We start from the raw sequence: 23,451 nt of genomic DNA, 5'->3' as shown, positions 1-23,451 counted from the left end.
CAAAACGTTACCTATCACTATTGCGCGAAAGATCTGCTCGTACAGGACGTAACCCGCAAACTGGCGAAGAAATTCAAATCGCTGCCGGTAAAGTTCCAGCATTTAAAGCAGGTAAAGAGTTAAAAGAAGCTGTTAAATAAACAAGAAACCAGCCATTTTATAGGCTGGTTTCTTGTTTTATTTAAGTAATTCCTTTATATTCTCAGCATGATACACTTCACAAATATAAAATATACATTTGCAGTTACTTACAATTTGATATTTTCTAGTTGGATACACATTCGCCGTAACAGAGCATCCATCAAACAATTCAATAATATTCCCAGATGGCTGATATCCTTCGTATAGTACGTTTCTTCTTACTTCCATCTTTTCTATAAGTTTTTCAACTGGAATATTTCCACTCTCTAATTCACTCTTAATTGTATTTGGTAAAAACGAAGTGTCCGCAAAAATTAGATTCTCAGATAACACTTTTCCTTTATAACTAACATTGGATACACGATAAAGAAATGTTCCGTTTTTATCAAAGAAATTCTTTGCTTCTTTTGGGATGTACTGTCTATCAAGTACCTCTTGTTCGAGAACATCAAACTGAACTGTATCATTCAAAAGCTTTTCTAATGCATGAATAGATGATGTATCTCCAGAAAATAAAATATTTTTTATTGCTTGTACATTATAAGTGAATTCATTTGTTCTATTTTCCGCTACTAACATGAGGAACACCTCTTCTATAAGATTTTTTATTTAACTTATTTATAATTTAAAAGCGCTACTGCATCTAACTGTGTGATTTCAGTTACTTCTTTACTAAATATTGCAATTGAAGCCATATAATCTACACTAGGCCTTATATCTGCCATCATTGTATTTTCTACTAATTCTTGCCTATCCTTAAAAACTAACAAATTTGGAGGATCATTTGGAGCCGACACAGTAATATGTACTGGCGGAATCATTAGTCCTTCACCTGTCGCTTTTAGTACTGCTTCTTTTCGAGTCCAATATGTTAAAAAACCTTCTATTTTCTGTTCATTAGGTAATTTCATAACTTGTGCTATTTCAATGTCTGTTAATACGCCCTCTGCCATTTTCATAACATCTACATTTGGATTCATTTGTTCAACATCAACGCCAACAAGTGCAGACTTTGTAAATGCAACAACAACCCACTCACCCGAATGTGAAACAGATATTTGCGGCATTCCTTCTGGTAATTGTGGTCTACCATGTTGTAACTTACATACAGGGCACATTCGATCAATCGGTACTTGAACTGGCGACATAGAAAGGATCTTTCCAAGAACTAATCTACTAATTACACAACCTATTATAAATCGTGCACGATCTGCCGATTGATGATATGAATTTGCTTTCTCTCGTTCAACATCGTTTAGTAAATTGTAATGCCATGATTGTAAATCTGAAATTCTTGCCCACCATATTTGACAACTATTCTCATTAAGAGTTGGTACAGAATCTACAACTTTACTCTCTATCATGTAAACTCTCTCCTTCTTAGTACGAATATCACTTTATTTCAAAAATATTATCATGCTATTAACTTATTCGTTTACAGCTTCTTTCTCTTTTTGTAATACAGGTAACGGCTTTTTCTTCTTCTTTGCCATTACCTCTTTATCAGAAATACGTAAAGAAAATAGTAATGCTACAAGTAAAAATATTGCTGATCCAATTAATGCAGCTTGATATGGTAAAAAATCTGACTGAGCATTATTTTGTACACTATTATTTCCAAAACCGGCTAGTATACTAGCTAAAACTGCAACTCCTATCGCTGAACCTAATCGATTTTGCACATTAAATATAGTCGTAGCTCTCCCCATAGAAGGTGGCGTGATATTATTAAATGCCGAAAATTGAACTGCTCCAACAGACTGACCTAAGAAAATACCGATACCAAACAATAATGCCCGAATTTGCCATGGGTTCGTATCGTGATTTACAAAACTTAATAAAACAAAAATAATCGCCGTACAAATTAGTCCAATAGAAATTACCTTTCGAGCTCCTAATTTCTTATATGACCATGGGACAATCTGTGACGATATCATTAACCCAATCGCCTCTGGGAATGTCGTAAGACCTGATTCCAATGCGGAAACTCCTATTACATTTTGATACATAAGTGGAAAAACAAATAACATTCCTAGTAAACCAGCGGATGAAAACAATGAAATAAGACTCATTTTTCTAAAGACTGGTTCTTTTAATAAGCGTAAATCTAACATCGGTTGCTTTACTCTAAGTTCTACAATGATGAACAATGTAATGAGTACAATCCCAGCTATCCCAGTACTCATAATTTCTGGAGAAACCCAGCCTTTTGATGGTCCTTGGCTAAGTGCATAAATAAGCATCGCAAATCCTGGTGCTGAAAGAACAAAACCGAGAGAATCAAAGCGACCAGCTGATTTTTCAATATGCTCTTTTAAAAATAGAAGACCGAATAGTAACGCTAAGATTCCAAACGGTACATTAATATAAAATGCCCAGCGCCAAGACATTTGATCTACAAAGAAACCGCCAATAATTGGTCCTACTGCCGGTGCGACAGCAATTGGCAACACAATAAACCGTGAAATTTTCGGCCTTTCCTCTGGTGAGAATGTTCGGAATAACATCGCCATCCCAACTGGCGTTAAAAGCCCCCCGCCAGCACCTTGAATGATACGAAAAATATTCAATAAAGTAATATCGTTCGCTATTCCACATAATACAGACGCAGTTGTAAATACGAAAAGAGCAGTTAGAAATACCCTTTTCGTACCGAAGCGATCTCCTAACCAACCAGAAATCGCAAGGAAAACAGCTAAGCTAACTAAATACCCAACATTAACCGTCCCCATTGCAGATGGAGGCACTTGTAGTTCTTTACTTATTGTTTGGAGTGCTACATTCACAATCGTTGCATCCATCGCAGCCATAAACATCGCTGTTATATATACGATACTTACAACTATTTTTGGATTTATTTTTGCCTTCATTATCGTTTTCCTACTAATATTTTTTCGCCAACTTGATTACTTTTTGGATTCAAATCTTTCCAGTTATTTTCAACATATTGTAAACAATCATTCCTACTAGCCTCTTCATGTACGACATTCCAACCAATAGGTACATCAAGAAAGACAGGCCAGAGAGAATACTGGCCCTCCTCATTTTTTAATACTTTGTATGTGTAATTATCATTTTCAAACGGATTCGTCATACTGTACTTACCCCTTTCTTATTCTGCAAATATTTCGCTAATACTTGTCCAATTTCTGTAAGTGGTCCTGGTTGACATAAATCTTTATGTCTACAATCAATATCGTGTTGCACAATTTGCCCATCTAAATAATTTAGCCACGTATTTGGAGAGATAGGATCAAACCAGTCTGGTATAACAGTAGATCTAAAGAATAAAATATCTCCGTTATAAACTTTCGGTACATATTTCCCTAACAATCCTACCGAATTTACATATGTTTCTTTCAAGTTCAAAATAGTCTCTTCTTCAAGACTTGCTAATGCACTACCATCTTTACGAAGTATTTCTACTGCACTTTCCATCGTAAGTGGTTTACCATCCATATTATCTGGATCGTATCCGCCTAAAGCAAGTAATGCGATTAACGCTTCTTCTTCAGTAGGTGCTTCCGTATTCGGTAAGAAGTGACCTGGATAAGAATCTAACATAACGAGTAATTCTACTTCTTCTCCTTCATTTTGCAGTTGCGCCGCCATTGCATGAACAACATTTCCTCCGAGCGACCAACCGAGTAACCGATATGGTCCGTGAGGCTGTACTTCACGAACGTGTTTTAAATAATCCGCCGCCATCTCCTCTAAACTTCTTGGAAGTTCTTCATTTTTAGCGATACCACGTGCTTGGACACCGTAGATTGGATAATCTGTCCCTAAAGATTTCATAAGTCCTGCATAGCACCAACTTAATCCACCTGCTGGGTGTACACAAAATAGTGGTAGTTGTTCTCCGCTTGCTCGTAATGGAAGCAACACATCAAGTGCACTTTGTCCATTTCCGACCTCAAGTCTTTCAGCAAGACCCGCAACAGTAGGTGCGGCAAATAAAGTTCCGATATTTAGTTCAACCCCAAGTGCTTCTTTAATACGACTCATAAGCTGCACTGCAAGAAGTGAATGGCCACCTAGATCAAAGAATCCGTCATCAATTCCAATTTGCGGCACACTTAAAACTTCTGTAAACAAGTCACATAACATTTCTTCTTGCGGTGTTCTTGGTCCACGACTAGAAGATGATGCGATAAATTCTGGAGCCGGCAATGCCTTTCTATCTAATTTACCGTTTGGAGTTAAAGGCAACTCATTTACTACTACAAAAGCGTATGGAACCATGTAATCTGGTAAACTACCTCTAGCATACTTACGCATTTCATTCGTATCAATCATTTCATTATTTAATGCAACGATATAAGAAACTAACCGTTTATCCCCTGGTTGATCTTCCCGTACAATAACAGCTACTTGCTCAACTTTAGGATGTTTCATTATTACCGCTTCTATTTCCCCTAATTCAATTCGGAATCCACGAATTTTTATTTGATGATCTGCACGTCCTATATAATCTAGCGTCCCATCTTGACGCCAACGTGCTAAGTCTCCAGTACGATACATTCTTGTACCTGGCTTACCAAATGGATCTGCAATAAAACGTTCTGCAGTTAAACCTGCTCTTCCTAAATATCCACGAGCAAGCCCTGCACCTGCAACATACATTTCTCCAACTACTCCAGGTGGCACCGGTTGTAAATAGTTGTCTAACACATACACTTTAAGATCAGGTATACTACACCCAATTAAACTATTTGCTCGTAAAGAGACGATTGTTTCATCTAATTCAATATAACTAACATGTACTGTCGTCTCCGTAATACCGTACATATTAATAAGTTTTGGTGCGTTATGAGAATGTCGACTATACCAATCTTCTAATCGACTTAGCTCAAGTGCTTCTCCTCCAAAAACAACATATCGTAAAGATAATTTTTGGCCAATTTCTTCATTTTCACGATCTGCTTGCATCAATTGATAGAACGCTGATGGAGTTTGGTTTAAAACAGTTACCTTTTCTTTAACAAGAAGTTGTAAAAATTCTTTCGGTGAGCGACTTACAGTATGTGGTACTACGACTAAACGCCCACCATATAATAAAGGTCCCCAAATTTCCCAAACCGAGAAATCAAAAGCATATGAATGAAACATTGTCCATACATCGTTCTCGTCAAATTGGAACCAATGATCAGTTGCGCCTAAAAGTCTTACTACATTTTGATGAGGTATCATAACGCCTTTCGGTCTACCAGTTGAGCCTGATGTATAAATAACATACGCAATGTGGGAAGGAGATAACTGCTTCATGAGCTCCATTTCATCAATATTGTCTTCACTATATTTCTCAATTTCCCCTATTACTTTCACATCATCAACTAAAATTTTCAGTTCCTCATCACATTCAATTTCCACATCTGAATTTGTTAAAACACATGATGGTTTCGCATCGTGGAGCATAAATGAAATACGATCTGACGGATAATCCGGATCTAACGGAAGGTATCCCGCACCAGCTTTCAGAACAGCTAGTAAGCTTACAACCATATTTAAAGATCTCGGCATCGCTAAAGCAACGAGTTGATCAGGGCCAACTCCTTTTGCAATTAGCAATCGAGCTATTTTATTCGCTTTTTTATTCAACTCTTCATAAGTTAACTTTTCATCTTCAAAGACGACAGCAATAGAATTTGGATTTATATGAGCCTGCTTTTCAAATAATTGTGGCAATGTCATTTCTGGTACAATTTGAAAACCACCATTCCACTTTTCTAACACTGTATTTTTCTCTGCTAAAGTTAATATTTCTAATGTGCCAATTGATTGATCCGGATGTTTCGCTGCATCAGCCAATAACAAAATGAATCGTTCAATCAATTTTTGAATCGTTTCACGTTTATATAAATCCGTACTAAATTCTAGTAACCCGTTTAAGCCGTCTGGCGTACCATCAACTCCGTTACTCTCGCTAATTTCAAATGTTAGATCAAATTTCGCAGAACCAACGCTTTGAATTTCAAGGTTCGCTTCTATATCCGGAGCATCAAACGTTGCTTCTGGCGTATTTTGGAAAGCTAACATAACTTGAAACAGCGGATGACTATTTCGAGTACGTACTGGGTTTAACACTTCAACGAGTCGTTCAAATGGAACATCTTGATTTTCATAAGCTGCAAGATTTGACTGCTTCACTCTATTTAATAATTCTTTAAAACTTGGATCTCCTGATGTATTTGTACGTAACACTAATGTATTTACAAATAAACCAACTATGTCAGTGAGTGCATCATCGTTTCTTCCAGCAATCGGACTACCGATTGGTATATCAGTACCTGCACCTAATCTTGTAAATAGCGCACTAAGTCCTGCTTGCAACACCATAAACAAACTAACTCCGTTTTTCCGTGCAAGCTCTACTAACCTACTATGCATACCCGCATCTATTTGAAAATGAATTGTTTCTCCGCGATAACTCGTTTCAATTGGACGCTGGTAATCTGTAGGTAACTCCAGCTGATCTGGTAAACCTTCTAGCTCTTTCTTCCAAAACTCTAATTGTGTTGAAATAAGACTCTCTTGTGTAGTTTCATCACCAAGCAACTGTTGTTGCCAAAGTGCATAATCTGCGTATTGAACTGGAAGTGTCTCTAACTGAACTCTGTTACCTTGACATCGTGCTTTATATGCCGCTGTAAAATCTCTCGTTAACGGTTGTAATGACCAGCCATCCCCTACAATATGGTGCAATAGAATTAGTAATACATGTTCGTTTTCATTCACTGTAAATAGTTGCAGACGAACTGCTGGTTCAACATCAAGGTTAAAACTATATCTTACCGCCTCTACAAGCACACTTTCTAATTCATCTTTACATGTTTTTGTTATTATCATCTCTAGATTTAAATTTTCCATATCTAAAATTTTCTGATAGGAACTACCTAATACGTTAGGGAAAATCGTTCTAAGCGTTTCATGTTTCTCAACTACATCATAAAAAGCACCTTGCAATGATTCCTCGTTCAACTTTCCAGAAATACGAATGACTAATGGAATATTATAAGTAGGACTTGGACCTTCTAAACAATTTAAGAACCATAACCTGCGCTGCGCAAATGAAAGTGGAACTTCATTTGGTCTACTTACTTTCTTAATAGCTGGTCTTGCAGTTTTTGCTTGATCCAATTGTTTCGCAAGTTCAGCAACAGTTGGCGATTCAAATAGTTTTCCAATTCCTAATTCAACACTTAACGTTTCACGGATTCTTGCCATTAGACGAGATGCAAGAAGCGAATGGCCACCCATTTCAAAAAAATTATCATCAATACTAATGCGAGAAACACCAAGTACTTCTGCAAATAAATCACATAATATTTCTTCTTTCGGATTTCTAGCAACTCTCTCCTTATTCATTTCATTAAAATCAGGAGCAGGTAATTTCTTTCTATCAACCTTACCATTTGGCGTTAATGGTAATTCTTCTAGCACAACAAATGCCGATGGCACCATATAATTCGCTAAACTTTCTGAAACATAAGAACGAATTTCTGAAAGGTTAATCCCTTCACTCCCTTCGGCAACGATATACGCAATGATTCGTTTATCATTTGGGCGATCTTCTCGTACCATTACTACCGCTTGTTGAATATATTCATGTCGTTGTAATACCATTTCAATTTCAGCTAATTCAATTCGGAAACCACGAATTTTAATTTGATGATCTGCGCGGCTCATGTACTCTAACACTCCATCGTTACGCCATTTTACCAGATCACCTGTGCGGTACATGCGCTTCCCTGGTTTTCCATAAGGATCTGCAACAAACCGTTCAGCCGTTAACTCTGGTTTTCCTAAATATCCGTTCGCAAGCCCTTCCCCTGCAATATATAATTCACCAATTACTCCAGGTGGTACTGGTTGTAAACCTGCATCTAATACATACACATCTGTACTCCAAATTGGCTTTCCAATAGGAGGTATACCACTTTCCCTTTCATCGATGTTCATGAAAGTAGACCAAATAGTCGTTTCAGTTGGTCCATATAAATTTGTAATAGAGCAACCTAATTCTTTTAATGTATTTGCTAAATGGGCCGGAAGCGCTTCACCACCAACGAGCACATTTAGTCCTTGTAGCCTCTCTGGATATTCAGTTACTAACGCCTGCCATAGTGTCGGTGTAGCTTGCATAATTGTCACTCTTTCTTCTTGTAACAATGCCGTTAACGCCGAAGGCTCTTGAATCACCTCTTTTGGAGCGATTGTTATACTTGCACCACTAACAAGAGGTAAATAAATCTCTAGAGCAGAAATATCAAACGCAAATGTTGTAACTGCTAATAAATGATCATTTTCATGTAATGAAAACATATCATCCATGGACAATAAAAAGTTACTTAAAGCTTTCATAGGAACAATTACACCTTTTGGATTGCCAGTTGAGCCTGAAGTGTAAATTGTATACGCAGGCTTTAAAAGTGATTCTTCATTTCTAAATGGTAGATTCATATGAGAATATGTGTTTAACGCTAGTTGCATTTTTTCACTATTTAATTCGATCTTTTTTATATCATTTTCTATAACTAAAGTTGATGCAACCGATAAATGCGTTATAATACAAGCTGGTTTTGCATCATTTACTATATAATTTATTCGCTCGGCTGGATATTCTGGATCTATCGGTAAATACGCTGCACCAGCCTTTAATACTGCTAGCATACTAACTACCATTTCCGTTGATCTTGGAAATACTAAAGCTACAAACTGATTTGACCCTATTCCTTCTTCTACTAAATAGTGTGCTAGTTCATTCGCTCGTTCATTTAGCTCTTTATACGTAAGATTTATTCCATTACAAGTAACTGCTATTTTATTTGGATTTTTTTGTACTTGTTTTTCAAATAATATAGGTAGAGAAATTAACTCTTCCGCTTCTTTAGTTTCATTCCATTCGAATAAAACTTTTTGATTTTCTTCAGGAAGAGTAATGTTTATACTTCCAATCGACGCGTCTTTTTCATAATCATTTATCACTAATTCTAATACATTCATAAATCTTTCTTTATGCAATGCTAGTTCCGAGCCATTATATACTTCCGGGTTCGCATCAAAATGAATCATTAGCTCATTTTCATCGAAACGTTTATAAACATTTATCGATAAATCATCGACAGGTCCTGCTGATAAATTATGTGTAATACCACGATTCCCAGCAAAGTTAAGACCGTAATCAAAAGGCATAACATTCACTAACGGCCCAAATAACCTTTGATTTTCACCTAGTAACTTTAAGTCTCTTCTTAATTCCTCATGACGATATTTATGATGACGACGTACGTCTCGGATTTCTTTAGAAACTTGCTGTAATAATTCCGTAATAGTTATATTTGGAGTTACAGTGAGACGAAGTGGTACTAAATTCATTACCATACTCGGTGTATGAATTGATGCACTACCTAGACGCCCCATCATCGGTAAACCTAAAACAATATCATTTGCACCTGTTAACTTATGTATATAAATACTTGTTACAGCCACAATGAATTCTGGCCAACTTGTTAACGAAACATTAATATCTTCTAGTAAAGTTTTCGTACTAGAACTAGATAAATAAGCTGTTTCCCGTAAAAATCCATTTGATGTTCTCGGTGCTCTTTCTGCTAAACTTACAACTTCTGGTTCATCAGCAAACTTCTCTAACCAAAAAGTACGATCTTCCTGAAATTGTTTCGACTCACGATATACAATATCTTCTTGTACAATCTTTGAAAGAGTACCAAATGGTTTCTCTTTCTTATTTGTTTCTTCTATAAGTTTTGTATACTCTCTCGCTACCTTTTGGCTAAGAAGTGAAAATCCATAGCCATCCATCACAATGTGATGGATGCGCTGATACCAAAAGAACCGATTTTTTTCCACTTGAATAAGTGCTTCAGTAAATAATTTATCCTCTTTTAAATCCACGGGCATAGATAAATCATTTTTCATCCATACTTTAGCAGCCTCTTCAGGATCTTCTTCTTTACGAACGTCAATAAAATGCATATGAAAATTTGACGATTTCTCAATAACTTGCCACGGACCAATTTCATCCTCTTCGAAACGAACATGTAGTGCTTCTACTTCCATTACAACTTTACGTACTGCTAATTCGAAAATTCCTTGATTAATATTTCCATTTATTTCAACATATTCCCCAGTATTATAAATCGGATTCAGCGGATCTAATTGTTGTGCAAACCACATACCAGTCTGCGCAGATGATAACGAATGGCGAAGCTTTTGACTATTAGGCATTCTTTACTACCCCTTTATTATGTAGTCTATTTGTTACAGTACCTGTGCTGTCTGTGAAGATAGTAAACTGTACCAATCGGAAACAGTTGGACGTTCTGCTAAATCTGCAAAGGTTATTTCTTTCCCTTCGCGACGCCACTTCTCTACTAAACTCATAATTCTGACCGAATCAAGTCCTCTATTTAGTAAGTCCTCATCAATATCAATACTCACTACTGGCTCACGAAGTAGTTGTGCAACTAGTTCATGCACTTCCTGTATAGTGATTCCTTCACTCTCATCACTTTTTACACTTTGTAAATCTTTTAACAGTATGTTTGTTGATGTCGTTACTGCACATCTATTAGATGCATACTCCAATGCTTGTTTATGATGCTCTAATGAAAAATCAGCAACTGCATCTGCTACAAAGAACGGCTCTATACCATCCATAAATGCTTCGCAAGCTGTTAAAAGGCAGCCGATATGCGCATAAATACCGCAAATAATAAGTTGATCTCTTCCCTGTTTATTTAAGATTTCTAATAGATTTGTCTTTTTAAATGCACTATATCTCCATTTTGTTAAGAATATATCATCCTCATCAGGAGTAAGTTCATCGACAATTTTCTTTTTATCTGGTCCAGCAGGAATACCGTCCCCCCAGAAATCTTGTAATAACCCTCGTTGTTCTAACGTTTGTCCACCTGGTTGTGCTGTATAAACAACTGGTATACCAAGTTCCTTACATTTTTCTCTAATCACCTTAATATTTGAAATAAGTTCTACTTTTGGTGATTCTTTATCGCTATATGCATCAAGAAAATATTCTTGCATGTCATGGATTAGAAGAACCGCACGTTTCGGATCTGGTTTCCAGTTCACTTTATTTTTTGGTAGTTCTGATTCAACTGGCATTTTGTATACTGAAATAGATGGGATAGCCATCTAATCACTTCCTTCCAATTTTTATATTTTTTATTGTTTTACCGTAATAAGTTTTTCAGTAATGACTTTACGTAACTCTTTTTTGCTTACCTTTCCAACACCTGTTTGCGGGAATGAATCAATAAATTCAATTCGATCTGGAATCTTATAAGCCGCTATACCCCGTTCTCTTAAAAACATTTTTAATTCGCTTACTGTTGGAGCTTGTCCTCGAGCTATAACAAAGGCACAAGTACGTTCCCCTAAATAATCATCAGGCATTGATACAATGGCTACATCATGTACTGCATCATGTGCTAATAAATGATTTTCAACTTCTTCAGCAGCAACCTTCTCGCCACCACGGTTAATTTGATCTTTATCTCTACCTTCTACAATGATGTAACCTTGTTCATTTACTTTTACAAGATCACCTGTGCGATAAAATCCATCTTCAGTAAATGACCTTGCATTATGCTCTTCCGCTTTATAATAGCCACGAATTGTATATGGCCCTCGTGTTAATAAACTACCTACTTCACCAGGTTTCACATCGTTATCATTTTCATCAACGACCCTTACTTCATCGAATGTAGACATCGGTCTCCCTTGTGTATGAATGATGATTTCTTCAGGATCATTTAATCTTGTGTAATTTACTAACCCTTCTGCCATACCGAACACTTGCTGTAACGTACATCCAAATGTAGGGTGTATGCGCTTTGCAACCTCAGCGCTAAACTTAGCACCACCTACTTGAATCACTTCTAAGCTCGATAAATCGTTATTACGAGAAGAAGCTGCATCAAGCCAAATCATTGCTAATGGTGGAACGAGAGCAGTAATCGTAACTTTTTCTTTTTCTATAAGAGCAAATGCCTCATCTGGGCTACCACCAGTTGCCAACACTACTTTTCCACCCGCATAGAAAGTTCCAAATGTACCAGGCGAACTCATCGGGTAATTGTGTGCTACTGGAAGAACAGCCATATAGACGCTATCTGCATTCAAATTACAAATTTCAGCACTAACACGTAAACTATAAATATAGTCATCATGTGTTCTAGGAATTAATTTAGAAAGTCCTGTTGTCCCTCCTGATAATTGGAGAAACGCAACATCACTTGGCTGAACTTCTGGTAATGGAACGGGATCCATGTAAAGTTCATTTATACTCACAAATTCTTCTTCTTCTCCTACTACGATTACATGTTGTAAAGTAGGCACTTTTTCTTTTACTTCTCTTGCTAGTTTTCGGTAATCAAAGCCGAGAGCCTTATCTGAAATAACGTAAGCACTCGCCTCACCAAACTCGCAAAAATAACTAATTTCACTGCTTCGATGTGAAGGTAGTGCAAAAACAGGAAGTGCCCCAATGCGAAATAGCGCAAAGCATATTTCGAAAAACTCGATAATGTTAGGTAATTGGATTACAACTCGATCCTCTTGCTTTATTCCTAAATCCAGTAAGCCTGCAGCTAAGCGATCTACTTTTTTATCAAGCTCACTATATGTTATTTGCGTATCACCACTTACAACCGCAATTTCATCTCCATGCTTTTCAGCACGTTCTCTTAACAACGAACCAAAAGTTTCTCCAGGCCAACATCCTACTTCTCGATAACGATTTGCAAATTCTTCTGGCCATTCCGTATAACCTGTTAACATTCTTTCTTCCCCCTATTTTTGATTCAGCGAATTATCTCTTAATCCTAAAGCCTTCAGCATTGTTTGGAACTTAGCTGATGTTTCTGCTAACTCATCTTCTGGTTTTGACTCAGCAACAACTCCTGCTCCTGCAAATAATCGAAGTGTATTTTCCTGCACTTCAGCACAGCGAATTGTAACAATCCATTCACCATCTCCATTTAAATCGCTCCACCCTAGCATTCCTGTAAAGAATTCACGGTCAAATGGCTCAATTTTTTGAATCGCCTCTCTCGCTTCTTCCATCGGCGTACCGCAAACTGCTGGCGTAGGATGAAGAGCAATTGCTAATTCCAAAGAAGTAGTATTTGGATCCTTTAGTTCACCTTTCACTTCAGTAGACAAATGCCACATCGCTTCACTATGAATAACGGCTGGTTTTTCCGGAACATGTAATGTATGACAGTATGGACGAAGCGCAGCAGCAACCGCTTCCACTACTACCGCATGTTCATGTAAATCTTTCGGAGAAGAAAGTAATTCCTCTGCTCTTCTCTTATCTTCTACTGGATCATCACTACGTGGTCTTGAACCAGCTAACGGATTAGAAATAACTTGCATACCATTACGTGAAACGAGTAATTCAGGACTTGCTCCAATTAATGTCTTATTACACTCGTTTTCATCTTCCGGTAAATTCACAGCAAATGTATAACCATGCTTATTATGCTCTGCTAATTCTCGAAGGAGTTTTTGCTTATCAATCTTTTCGGAAGATTCAACATCTAGCGATCTAGATAGAACGATTTTCTTTAAATCGCCGTCCTTTATTTTTTGAATCCCTTGCTTTACACCATTCATATAAACTTCAGGATCTGGTACAGGCGTCATTTCAAATGTTAAGTTCTCATGTGTTTCAAGCTGATTTGTTGTATCCAATTGTAAACACTCGGAAATCCTACTATATTCTGGTACGATAAGTTGAACTTCTTTTCTTCGATCAAATGGCAAGGCACCGACAACGATAGGATTCGGATTTCCTGCTTGTTTTGCATTACGTAATACTGCTTGCACAAGCTCTGGGAAACTTTCAATTTCACGATGCTTTACTGTAGTAAATCCTCCTTCTGTCAATATCGTTCGAGTTGGTGAAGCGAAAAAGAATGAAGATTCAGTCTTATAATCTTCTAGTAATTTTTCTGACAGTTCCTTTACAGCCGTAAATTCATTCATAGTATAGTAACCCCCTGAATTTTTTATTAAACTCCTAATGTAGCTCCGCCATCGACACATAAATTGTGCATTGTAATATGACTCGCTTTATCTGAAGCTAAAAACAATACTGCTTCAGCAACTTCTGAAGGCTGTGCAATTTTTTGTAACGGTATACCGAGTCTATACGTATCTTGAGAACCCGCAATTATATTTTTTGCTCCATTCTCATCAGCCCATAGTAACCTTTGCATTTCAGTTTCAGTAGAACCTGGAGAAACTAAGTTACAGCGAATGTTATACGCTGCAAGTTCCAATCCTAAACACTTCATAAACATCGTCGTTGCAGCTTTTGATGCAGCATACGCAGCCATCTCCATTCTGGGCGTATTTGCTGCATTTGAACCAACTGTAACAATTGCCCCTGACTTTCTTTGCATCATATATTTACTTACTGCTCGGCACATATAGAAAACTCCTGTAGAATTTACAGAGAATGTTTTATTCCAATCTTCATCACTTAAAGAGTGAATTGCTCCCATACGTAAAACTCCTGCAACATTTACTAATATATCTATCGGTGCTATATCATTTTCAATACTCTTTACCATATCTTCAACAGCGACACTATCACTCACATCTAAACGAAACGTTTTCACACGTGTTTCATTTAATTCATTTTGATTTAAGAGTACGTTTAACCCCTCTTCAGTTTGATCAGCCGCAATAACTGTAGCTCCTCTTTCTAAAAACATGTTTGCTACAACACTACCTATACCTTGGGCTGCACCAGTTACTAAAACCGTTTTCTTATCAAATTCCCCTATGTTCATTTCCTCTATCCTTTCATTTGAAAATTAATCTAATTAAACAAATAATGATAACGATTATCATTATCGATGTAAAAAATAATACACTTACTAAACTAATTGGTCAAGTGTACTTTTCATCAAAATATTATTCATTGATAATGTTTTTCATTTAATATTCTTACACCGAAATGATAATATTTCTCAATAAACTTGTCAACCTATTTTTATTTTTCAGATAAAACATTTTAGTGATTCTCAATACAATTACATCTAAAAGCATTAATAAGTACTTACATTACACATTTAATTCATCCCCCTCTTTTTAAACTTGTAGAAGATTAACTGTAGATACCTTCATTTACAAAGCCTTATCAAAAACTCAAGTACATATTTTCTCAATATTTTTCTGAAAATACCGATAAAATATATCTTGCAATTACTAATGTATGTCTTGTTTATAATTTAAGATTTAATTCGTATTTCGAATATGATGTATCATTTTTCAATATTCCAATATAATCCAAATTGGTATTTCACTAACTTTTTTGTCTCAAAAAATCCCAAAAATTATATAACTTCGTTACAACCATTCATAAAAAAGCACCCTATTTAATAGGATGCTTTTTCGTATTTATAGTGTGATAGAAGATTTATATACTTATGCTACACTGCGATACTCTTCTTCTTTTTCTTTTTTCTGCTTAGGTGCTTGAATTAATATTGCGATAACAAATGATACGACACATAATACACCGATCACCGTGAAGGTTGGTTTGAATCCACCTAGAAGAGCACCGATAAAGGAACCTGCAAGTGCTCCAAATCCAAATCCTTGATACACAATTCCGTAGTTCTTACTATGGTTTTTCATACCGTAGAAATCACCAACGATAGCTGGGAAAATAGTGATATTTCCACCAAAGCAAAACGCTACGCTTGCTACACATACGAAGTAGATACCATAATTTAAATCTACGAAACTTAAAACCAAGACTGAAGCTGCCATAACAACAAATGTACCAGTAACGATTTTTAAACGGCCAATTTTATCTGATAACGGTCCTAAAATAATACGACCTAATGTATTGAAGATTGCAACCATAGCCACCGCATTAGCTGCTGTCGCTGCGCTAAGCCCTACAAGTTGAACACCAATGTCTTTTACCATACCAATTAAGTATAAGCCACTCATACATGATGTAAATAACATAATAAATAATAAGTATACTTGTTTTGTGCCTAACATTTCTTTCGTTGTATATTCCTGAGTTTTTGTTTCATGAACTGCTCCTTGATCTGCAGCTTGATGGATTAAACAAGCGCCAAGGACAATCATAGCTGTAACAATTAAACCCCAGTATATAAACGCTTGTGATACACCAACTGATTCAATTAACTGTGCGTTAATATATTTAAAGATTAAGCTACCCGAACCATATGCAGAGACAGAAATACCAGCAATTAAACCTTTACGCTTTGGAAACCACTTTATTAAATTGGATAGTGAAGTGATATATGCTGTACCATCTGCATAACCTACAACAACCCCTGCTAGTACATAAAGCAATAATAATGAGGAAGCTTGTGAACTAAGTATTAATCCTAGTCCTAACGCTAGTCCAGCTATCATAATAAGTTTTCGAAGTCCCCACTTTTCTTGCAATTTACTCGCAAATAAAGTTGAAAACGCTAAGGAAAGACTAGTAATTGAGAAAGTTATAGCAACAGCGTTTAGACTCCAACCATATTTACTAACTAAAGGCTGATTGAATAAACTCCATGTATATATCGTCCCAAGTCCCATTTGTACTATGACTGTGCCAAGGACAACAAGCCATGGATTAACATTTGATTTTTTCATATCATTCCGCCTCCTCTTTCTATTTCAATGCTATTCGCTAAATTTTCTTTTTTTATGTTCATATTGGCCACCTCATTTGATTTAACACCTTCATTGTATAAGATGTTCCTGATTATGTAAGCACTTACAAGATAGAGCGTCAAAAATATGGAATCAGTTACAGAAAACGAAGGTCGAAATACAAAAAACGAATTATTAAATACGTAAGTAGCTATTATAATGTTTTGCATCAATACGACTTACAGCGGTTTTATCATCTTCTTTTATAAAAATTATGTCTCAATTTATATGATGGCTAGATTGCAAAATTTTGATTTTCCTATACAAACAGAAAAAAACACTTTTTACACTACGATGTACTTTAGTTTTATTTATCAATAAAACAACAAATATTTTTTTAAAAAATAAAACTAAATATTCACTAATATAGCTTTACGTGGTTTAATATATATAATAAAAAAATATTTCTGTCTTTAATGAGGAGGTACTATGAAAGCAAACGTAGGCGATACTATACTTTTTCAACGAAATAATTTAAAAATTACGGGATCTGTACTAAAACTTTATACTGAATCGGTCTTAGTTGAAATTACAGATGTAAGCGGTGGTACTTTTGAATTTGATCGAACAATTGTAAATCATAAAAACTATAAAATTTTAAATGCGAATACATAAAACAACAAAAAATAGCCCCTGCTCACCAGCAGCGGCTATTTTATATGAAAACACTTCATTAGTTTATATATCCTAAAACACTTACAATCTTACTCGCTTTTAAATTATTAATATGATAATAAATTTCTAAACCTCTTCGCTCAGCTCGTAACACTTTACCTTTCATTTTTGATAAATGTTGCGAAACAGTCGATTGTGGAATATTTAGTAATTCTGTTAATTGTGTTACGTTACAAGTTTTTCTCGTACTTAATTCATTTACAATTTGTAATCGGATTGGATGCGCCATGATTTTTAAAATATCTACATCTTCTTCTGAAACTAAACTTTTTCTCATTTCATTCGTATATGTTGTCATAAGACATTCCCCTTTTATATGAATTCCTCTTATTTAGATCTATTTCCAAAATATTTAAAACTCCGATGTGAAACCTTTATATAAAAATAATAGAATTTTAAATTTTTAAAAACAGAACGAAATACAATTCACTTTATTTATTTGGTACATATACATAATACAATTTTAATATGTGCTCTATGTGAAGTTAGCATAAATTTGTAATGAAGATTTTTCAAACAATTCACATCTAACTATATACATCCTCATAATACTATCCAGTGATTTTAACATATTTTAGGCGTTTGTATATACTATCTACAAAATAAATGTTGTTTAGGGGGATTTCAAATGCCAACAATGTTACAAGAAGAAGTTGAAGAAGCGCACGAAACATATGTCAGTCGTATCATATTGGTCGGTGGATCAGCTTTATTTTTAGTCGGTGGTGTTATCTCGGCAATTTCGGCCTTTAAAACGTATAATCGCTTGGAAAATACACCGCCTTCTACAGATAACTCTTAGGTGAATTATTTAATTCTGAATAACAAACAAATGCCGTCTCTAAAAAGAGACGGCATTTGTTTGTTCATAAGTTCTTTACTAGAAAATCGCAAACAATACTTTGTGCATGAATTACAATTGAACTTACTTCACCACAAACCTAGTCTGACTACACCCATCCTTCTGCTTCGTTACTTCTAACACAGCCGGCATTGCGTTTTTCAGCTCTTGAACGTGTGAAATAACACCGATAAATCGGCCTGATTTTTGTAAGTCAATTAAGGCGTCAACTGCTTTTGTTAATGACTCCTCATCTAATGAACCAAAACCTTCGTCGATAAACATCGTTTCGATGGAAATACCACCTTCATACGATTGAATGACGTCTGCCATTCCAAGCGCTAAACAAAGTGATGCATTAAATTTCTCACCGCCAGATAATGTTTTTACATCGCGTGTTTGACCTGTATATGCGTCGTATACATCTAAGCCTAATCCACTTTGACGATTTCTCTTCTCAACTCGTTCACTTCGTTTTAAATAAAATTGTCCATTTGATAATTTACGTAATCGTTCGTTTGCAATTTGAACAATTTGTTCTAAATACTCAATTAAGATGTAACGTTCAAATGATATACGGCTTTCGTTATCACCTTTCATTACTTCATATAAATCAACAAGTTCTTGGAAAGCTTTTTCTTCCTCATGAATTTGTTCATCAATTCGTCTAATGTTTTCATGTAAATCAGAAATATATGTTACCGCAGTTTGCGCACGTTGGCGTTTTTCTTTTATTATATCGAGATTAATTTGTAATTCTATTATGTGTTCACCTAACGCCGTAATATCCATGTACTCTTTATCTTTTAATTCAGCATGTAACTCTTCAATTTGTTTTGCAAGCACTTCAAGAGATGAATAATAACTTTGAATTTCTTTTTGTAACATCTCCATCTCAATATCACTTAATTTAGCTTCTTTATACGTGGATTGATCTGTAAATCCGCTCTGTTCAAGCTCTTTCATAAAGCGCGTAAACGTCTCTTCTTTCTTTAATTTTGTACCTTCAAATTGATTAGAAGCACTTTCCTGTTCTGCTTGAATTCGTATATTTTCATTTTGCCAATGTTGATACGCTTCCTGCACTTTCTTCCATTCGTCCTCCATTAATTTGAGTTCATGCATAGCTTGGTCAAACTGGACTTTCCAAGCTTGGACTGTTTGTAAGTTTTCAGGAATATTTTTCTTATCATGTTCATATGACGTACGAAGCTGCATACACTCCATTTCTATACGGTGCTGCTCTGTTTCTACCTCACGCTTTTGCTTTTGAAGTGCATCTATTTTTTCTTCTACGCTTTTTATATTCACAGCAGTTTGCTTACGCGTTTCTTCGCTTGCTTTTAACGTATTCACTTCAGTTGCTAATTGCTTTCCCTTTTGAACAAGCGCACTATATGTTTCAACTAATTCTTCCGAGCGATAGCCTCGCTTCTTAACATCTTCTATTACCTGCTCATATTGAAGATGATAGAAATTCCATTTCTCCTCTAATTGAACATGTAACTTTTCAGCAATATTCTTCTTGTCTCTTAAATCATTTAACTCTTTTTCATCGATCGCATTACTTTGTTCTGTAGCTTTTTTCGGATGGTTCGTACTACCGCATACTGGACAAGATCCACCATCATGTAAATGAAGAGCTAATATACCAGCTTGTTCACTTAACCAGCGGCGTTCCATATTTTCATATGCGTTCACTGCCATTTGCATCTTATTATATGCTGCTTCTTTTTCTTGCTCGAATTTTTGTTTTTCTTGCCAAACATCATATGCTTGCTTTAAAACTTTGGCATCTTCTCGCATATTCGTTAGTTCTTCTACTTTAGCTACATATTGCTCAAGTGCTCGTTCTAATTGCTCTAATTCACTAGACATTAGCTGTTTTTGATTTGTATGCTCCTCTAATTGTCGATCTAAGTTTTGCATACTTTCTTTTAGTTTCCCTACTTGAAGTTCTGCATTTTTTAAATTCAATTGTTTCTCAGCCAATGATGCAATAATCGGTTGTAACTCTTCTAATCTTTGAACAAGTTTTTTTGCATTTTCTCTCTCAGGTTCTTTATTCTTTACTGCTTCATATTTCTCCTGAGCAAGTTCAAAGCTACTCGTTATATTTTCTTTTTTGGCGATTATTTGTTTTAACAAACTTTCAGCCTTCTGCTCATTTTGCATTGCTTCTTCATACCATTGTTCAAATGGTAATAAGCGCTTCGCTTCTTCCGCACGTTTAAAAGATGTTTCTTTCATTTCAATAACTGTACGATTTTCTTGTAAAGTATTATATTTCTCATTCTTTTGTTGTAAATCTATAAATTTCTCATTTACAGATTTCGCTGTATGAAAACGAGTTTCAGCATCTTTTAATTGCTTCGTTTGAACATCTTGTTCTAGTTGTAATTGCTCAACCTCTACCTTATACGCAGCTGTTTCTTGTTCTAATGCTTCTACTACTTGATGCGTGTTTACATGTTCTTGTTCCACTAATGTCTCTAATAATGCTCCATCGCGGATTGGTAATTTAAAAACATTACGGAAGTATAACTCTCGCTCTTTCTGCTTTTCTTGTAAAACGTCTTTCCATTGTTTTCGTTTTTGATCAAGTAACTCACGCATTAACTTATAACGATCCGTTTTAAAAATTCGACGTAAAATTTCTTCTTTGTTTTCTGTCTCAGATGTTAATAGTTTTCGGAATTCCCCTTGTGGTAACATAACAATTTGGCTAAATTGATGTTTACTTAAACCAATTAAATCTTCCACTTTTTTATTTACATCCGTTACATGGAAACGATCAACAGCTGGAACATTTTCTTCATCAATCACTTCATATAGTTCTACTGCATGTCCCGTAATTGTCTTGTTCCCTTGTTTTTTATGTCCAAGTTGTCGTTTTATTTCATAACGTTTCCCTTTTAACTGAAAGGTTAGTTCTACACTTGTATACATATTATCATCAGCAAATTGACTGCGAAGCATGCTCGTATCACTACGTTCTTCTCCGCTTGCCTCACCATATAACACATAACAAATCGCATCAAAAATCGTTGTCTTTCCAGCTCCTGTATTCCCAGAAATGGCGAAAATACGATGATCTCCAAGATCGTTAAAATCGATTACTTCTTTCTGTTTATATGGCCCAAATGCTGTCATAATTAGCTGAATCGGTCTCATCCTCGTTCACCTTCCCGTTCTTGCACTGTTTGTAGTACTTCTACAAATAGACGTTCTTTCTCTTCTGATAAATCTAAGCCTTTCATTTCTTTATAAAAAGCCTTTAATAACGATAAATCATCCGTTTTATGTCTTGAAACAGTTACTTCATTTGACTCTGTGAACTCTCGTCTTTGAATAGATCTTTCAACATGCATTGCATTTGGATATACAGAGCGTATTTTTTCCATTGGCTGCAAGACAGGATTTTCGTCTAATAATTTTACAAACACGTAATCTTCACTTACTGGATGTTGTAATAATTCATCTATTTTCGCTTCTACTGTTCGAATTTTACGACGTGGTGCAAGTAACCTTTTTTCAATTGTTGCTTCACCTTGCTCGTCCAGTTCCACAATATAATATCCTTTTTTATGTTTTTCTTCAGAAATAGAATATGCAAGTGGAGAACCTGAATATCGAACTGTCTCATTACGTACGAAATGCGCTTGATGTAAATGTCCAAGCGCTGTGTAATGAAACTTATCAAAATAATGACTATTTACGTATTCAGCACCACCAATTGAAAGTGGTCGTTCTGCATCACTTGTATTCTCTTCCGCTTCTCCCGCAGAAGTTACAAATGCATGACCAACAAATACATGTCTTGCTTCTTTATCCATCGTTTCAGAAAGCTCATTCATAAAAATACGCATCGCATCATCATGAGAACGTACATCTTCGTTTTTCAAAACATGTCTAACTATGCTTGGATCCGCATATGGAACGAGATGGAAGTGAACCTCGCCATATTCATCATTTAATATAATTGGCTCATATGGAAATTGAAATTGCCCCACAATAAATAATCCTTGTTTCTTCATTAAACTACTTCCAAAGTGAATACGATCTGGACTATCATGGTTTCCTGCAACCGCGATAACTGGTGTTTGTAAATCAATCACTATTTTTTGTAAAACATCATTTAATAAGTCTACTGCTTCCGTAGGTGGAATTGCTCGGTCATATAAATCCCCTGCAATAATTACCGCATCTGGTTTTTCTTCTTCAACAGCTTGTACAAACTGATCTAATACAATCTTTTGATCTTCAGTCATATACACGCCATGAACGAGCTTTCCTAAATGCCAATCCGCTGTATGAAATAACTTCATAGTTTCCTGCTCCTTTTAATTTACTGATTTTAGTGATACGAGTTGATAGTTTATTGTAGTTTTTCCGTTTTCCCACTCTAACTTTTGTATCATTGCACTACCAATTCTTTCTTCATTTGATTTATATAAAGGCAATATTTCTTGAACTGTAAATAAGTGATAACCATCCAATTTTAATTGAAATATGTTTTCTTCTATATGTAATCTTACTTCTTTTTCATTTGAAATAATTTTTGTGTGCATCTCAAATTTCATGACAGATACAACCCCTTTTTCTAATTTCCACATTATTAATAGTATATTGGCTATGCAAGATTGACAAGTAAATACACGGCAAAGTACACACTTTTCTACCGCTATATGTTTTTTATTTTTACATATAATACGGTATGTGAAATTTTATTTATTGTAAAAATAAAAATGTCTAATGTGACATCTTTATTTTTGTATAAAGTCTTTCATTACATAATATAAAACTGTAATGAAAACGATCGCTACAAAAAATGAAAATACTGCGATAATGTACCCATCCTTATTTAATAAAATGCAAAAAGAAATAGATATGATAAAAATCGGAAATACAAGCCGTACTTTATCCTTCACTTCCTCTGTCGTATCTGTATGATGAAAATACTGCGTTATCCCTATCATTAAAGAAGACAAAATAATCACCGACAATAGTAAAGGTCCTGGCATTCCGATTTCTCCTTTCTCTAT

The 23,451-nt window shown here is 35.5% G+C and carries 17 protein-coding genes and 1 pseudogene; 3 read left to right on the top strand and 15 right to left on the bottom strand.

The window, feature by feature from the left end; all coding sequences use genetic code 11:
* Positions 1-20: 20 nt before the first annotated feature.
* Positions 21-140, top strand: a pseudogene (locus NHG49_RS12230) (HU family DNA-binding protein); the annotation flags it as partial.
* A gap of 37 nt (positions 141-177) precedes the next feature.
* On the opposite strand, the gene NHG49_RS12225 reads toward NHG49_RS12230, so the two are convergent.
* From NHG49_RS12225 to NHG49_RS12180, 10 genes are all read right to left on the bottom strand, one after another.
* Positions 178-720 carry a hypothetical protein gene (locus tag NHG49_RS12225; protein WP_000959141.1) on the bottom strand — a complete coding sequence of 181 codons (543 nt, stop codon included), beginning with the start codon at positions 718-720 and terminating at the stop codon, positions 178-180.
* Between the two features lie 35 nt (positions 721-755).
* Positions 756-1,505: a 4'-phosphopantetheinyl transferase Sfp gene (sfp, locus tag NHG49_RS12220; RefSeq protein WP_098654731.1), complete on the bottom strand. Its 750-nt coding sequence runs from the start codon at positions 1,503-1,505 to the stop codon at positions 756-758.
* A gap of 63 nt (positions 1,506-1,568) precedes the next feature.
* Entirely contained in the window at positions 1,569-3,011 is a 1,443-nt protein-coding gene (locus tag NHG49_RS12215) for an MDR family MFS transporter (RefSeq protein WP_258126061.1), read from the bottom strand.
* Positions 3,011-3,235: an MbtH family protein gene (locus NHG49_RS12210; RefSeq protein ID WP_000184070.1), complete on the bottom strand. Its 225-nt coding sequence runs from the start codon at positions 3,233-3,235 to the stop codon at positions 3,011-3,013. The genes NHG49_RS12215 and NHG49_RS12210 overlap by 1 nt, the downstream gene beginning before the upstream one ends.
* Positions 3,232-10,392, bottom strand: a complete 7,161-nt coding sequence (locus NHG49_RS12205; protein WP_258126060.1) for an amino acid adenylation domain-containing protein — start codon at positions 10,390-10,392, stop codon at positions 3,232-3,234. The genes NHG49_RS12210 and NHG49_RS12205 overlap by 4 nt, the downstream gene beginning before the upstream one ends.
* Before the next feature lie 33 nt (positions 10,393-10,425).
* The gene (locus NHG49_RS12200; RefSeq protein ID WP_064477284.1) at positions 10,426-11,319 is read right to left on the bottom strand and encodes an isochorismatase family protein; all 894 of its coding nucleotides are present in this window, start codon (positions 11,317-11,319) and stop codon (positions 10,426-10,428) included.
* A gap of 30 nt (positions 11,320-11,349) precedes the next feature.
* Positions 11,350-12,966: a (2,3-dihydroxybenzoyl)adenylate synthase gene (locus NHG49_RS12195; RefSeq protein ID WP_088046890.1), complete on the bottom strand. Its 1,617-nt coding sequence runs from the start codon at positions 12,964-12,966 to the stop codon at positions 11,350-11,352.
* Positions 12,967-12,978: 12 nt separating this feature from the next.
* Entirely contained in the window at positions 12,979-14,178 is a 1,200-nt protein-coding gene (gene dhbC / locus NHG49_RS12190; RefSeq protein WP_098102828.1) for an isochorismate synthase DhbC, read from the bottom strand.
* Between the two features lie 26 nt (positions 14,179-14,204).
* Positions 14,205-14,990, bottom strand: a complete 786-nt coding sequence (gene dhbA / locus NHG49_RS12185) for a 2,3-dihydro-2,3-dihydroxybenzoate dehydrogenase (RefSeq protein WP_064477287.1) — start codon at positions 14,988-14,990, stop codon at positions 14,205-14,207.
* A gap of 637 nt (positions 14,991-15,627) precedes the next feature.
* The gene (locus tag NHG49_RS12180) at positions 15,628-16,830 is read right to left on the bottom strand and encodes an L-lactate MFS transporter (RefSeq protein ID WP_064477288.1); all 1,203 of its coding nucleotides are present in this window, start codon (positions 16,828-16,830) and stop codon (positions 15,628-15,630) included.
* Between the two features lie 489 nt (positions 16,831-17,319).
* Here NHG49_RS12180 and NHG49_RS12175 point away from each other — a divergent pair, with 489 nt between their 5' ends.
* Positions 17,320-17,505, top strand: a complete 186-nt coding sequence (locus NHG49_RS12175; RefSeq protein WP_000646787.1) for a YkvS family protein — start codon at positions 17,320-17,322, stop codon at positions 17,503-17,505.
* Between the two features lie 58 nt (positions 17,506-17,563).
* Here NHG49_RS12175 and NHG49_RS12170 read toward each other — a convergent pair whose 3' ends face one another.
* Entirely contained in the window at positions 17,564-17,863 is a 300-nt protein-coding gene (locus NHG49_RS12170; RefSeq protein WP_064477290.1) for an ArsR/SmtB family transcription factor, read from the bottom strand.
* Positions 17,864-18,193: 330 nt separating this feature from the next.
* On the opposite strand from NHG49_RS12170, the gene NHG49_RS12165 reads away from it, so the two are divergent.
* A complete protein-coding gene (locus NHG49_RS12165) occupies positions 18,194-18,367 on the top strand; it encodes a hypothetical protein (protein ID WP_064477291.1) in 174 nt (57 codons plus the stop codon).
* A gap of 123 nt (positions 18,368-18,490) precedes the next feature.
* Here NHG49_RS12165 and NHG49_RS12160 read toward each other — a convergent pair whose 3' ends face one another.
* The 4 genes from NHG49_RS12160 to NHG49_RS12145 form a co-directional block, all read right to left on the bottom strand.
* Positions 18,491-21,580, bottom strand: a complete 3,090-nt coding sequence (locus NHG49_RS12160) for an SbcC/MukB-like Walker B domain-containing protein (RefSeq protein WP_258126057.1) — start codon at positions 21,578-21,580, stop codon at positions 18,491-18,493.
* Positions 21,577-22,734, bottom strand: coding sequence for an exonuclease SbcCD subunit D (locus NHG49_RS12155; protein WP_258126055.1), 1,158 nt, complete (start codon positions 22,732-22,734; stop codon positions 21,577-21,579). The genes NHG49_RS12160 and NHG49_RS12155 overlap by 4 nt, the downstream gene beginning before the upstream one ends.
* Positions 22,735-22,749: 15 nt before the next feature.
* A complete protein-coding gene (locus tag NHG49_RS12150; protein WP_000667347.1) occupies positions 22,750-22,989 on the bottom strand; it encodes a DUF2584 family protein in 240 nt (79 codons plus the stop codon).
* A gap of 183 nt (positions 22,990-23,172) precedes the next feature.
* The gene (locus tag NHG49_RS12145) at positions 23,173-23,430 is read right to left on the bottom strand and encodes a hypothetical protein (RefSeq protein WP_046955733.1); all 258 of its coding nucleotides are present in this window, start codon (positions 23,428-23,430) and stop codon (positions 23,173-23,175) included.
* Positions 23,431-23,451 lie beyond the last annotated feature (21 nt).

Source organism: Bacillus sp. IBL03825 (genome assembly GCF_024712505.1).
GTDB lineage: Bacteria > Bacillota > Bacilli > Bacillales > Bacillaceae_G > Bacillus_A > Bacillus_A wiedmannii.
Note: the sequence above shows the minus strand (reverse complement) of the source record. Positions and strands in the feature narration are given on the sequence as shown.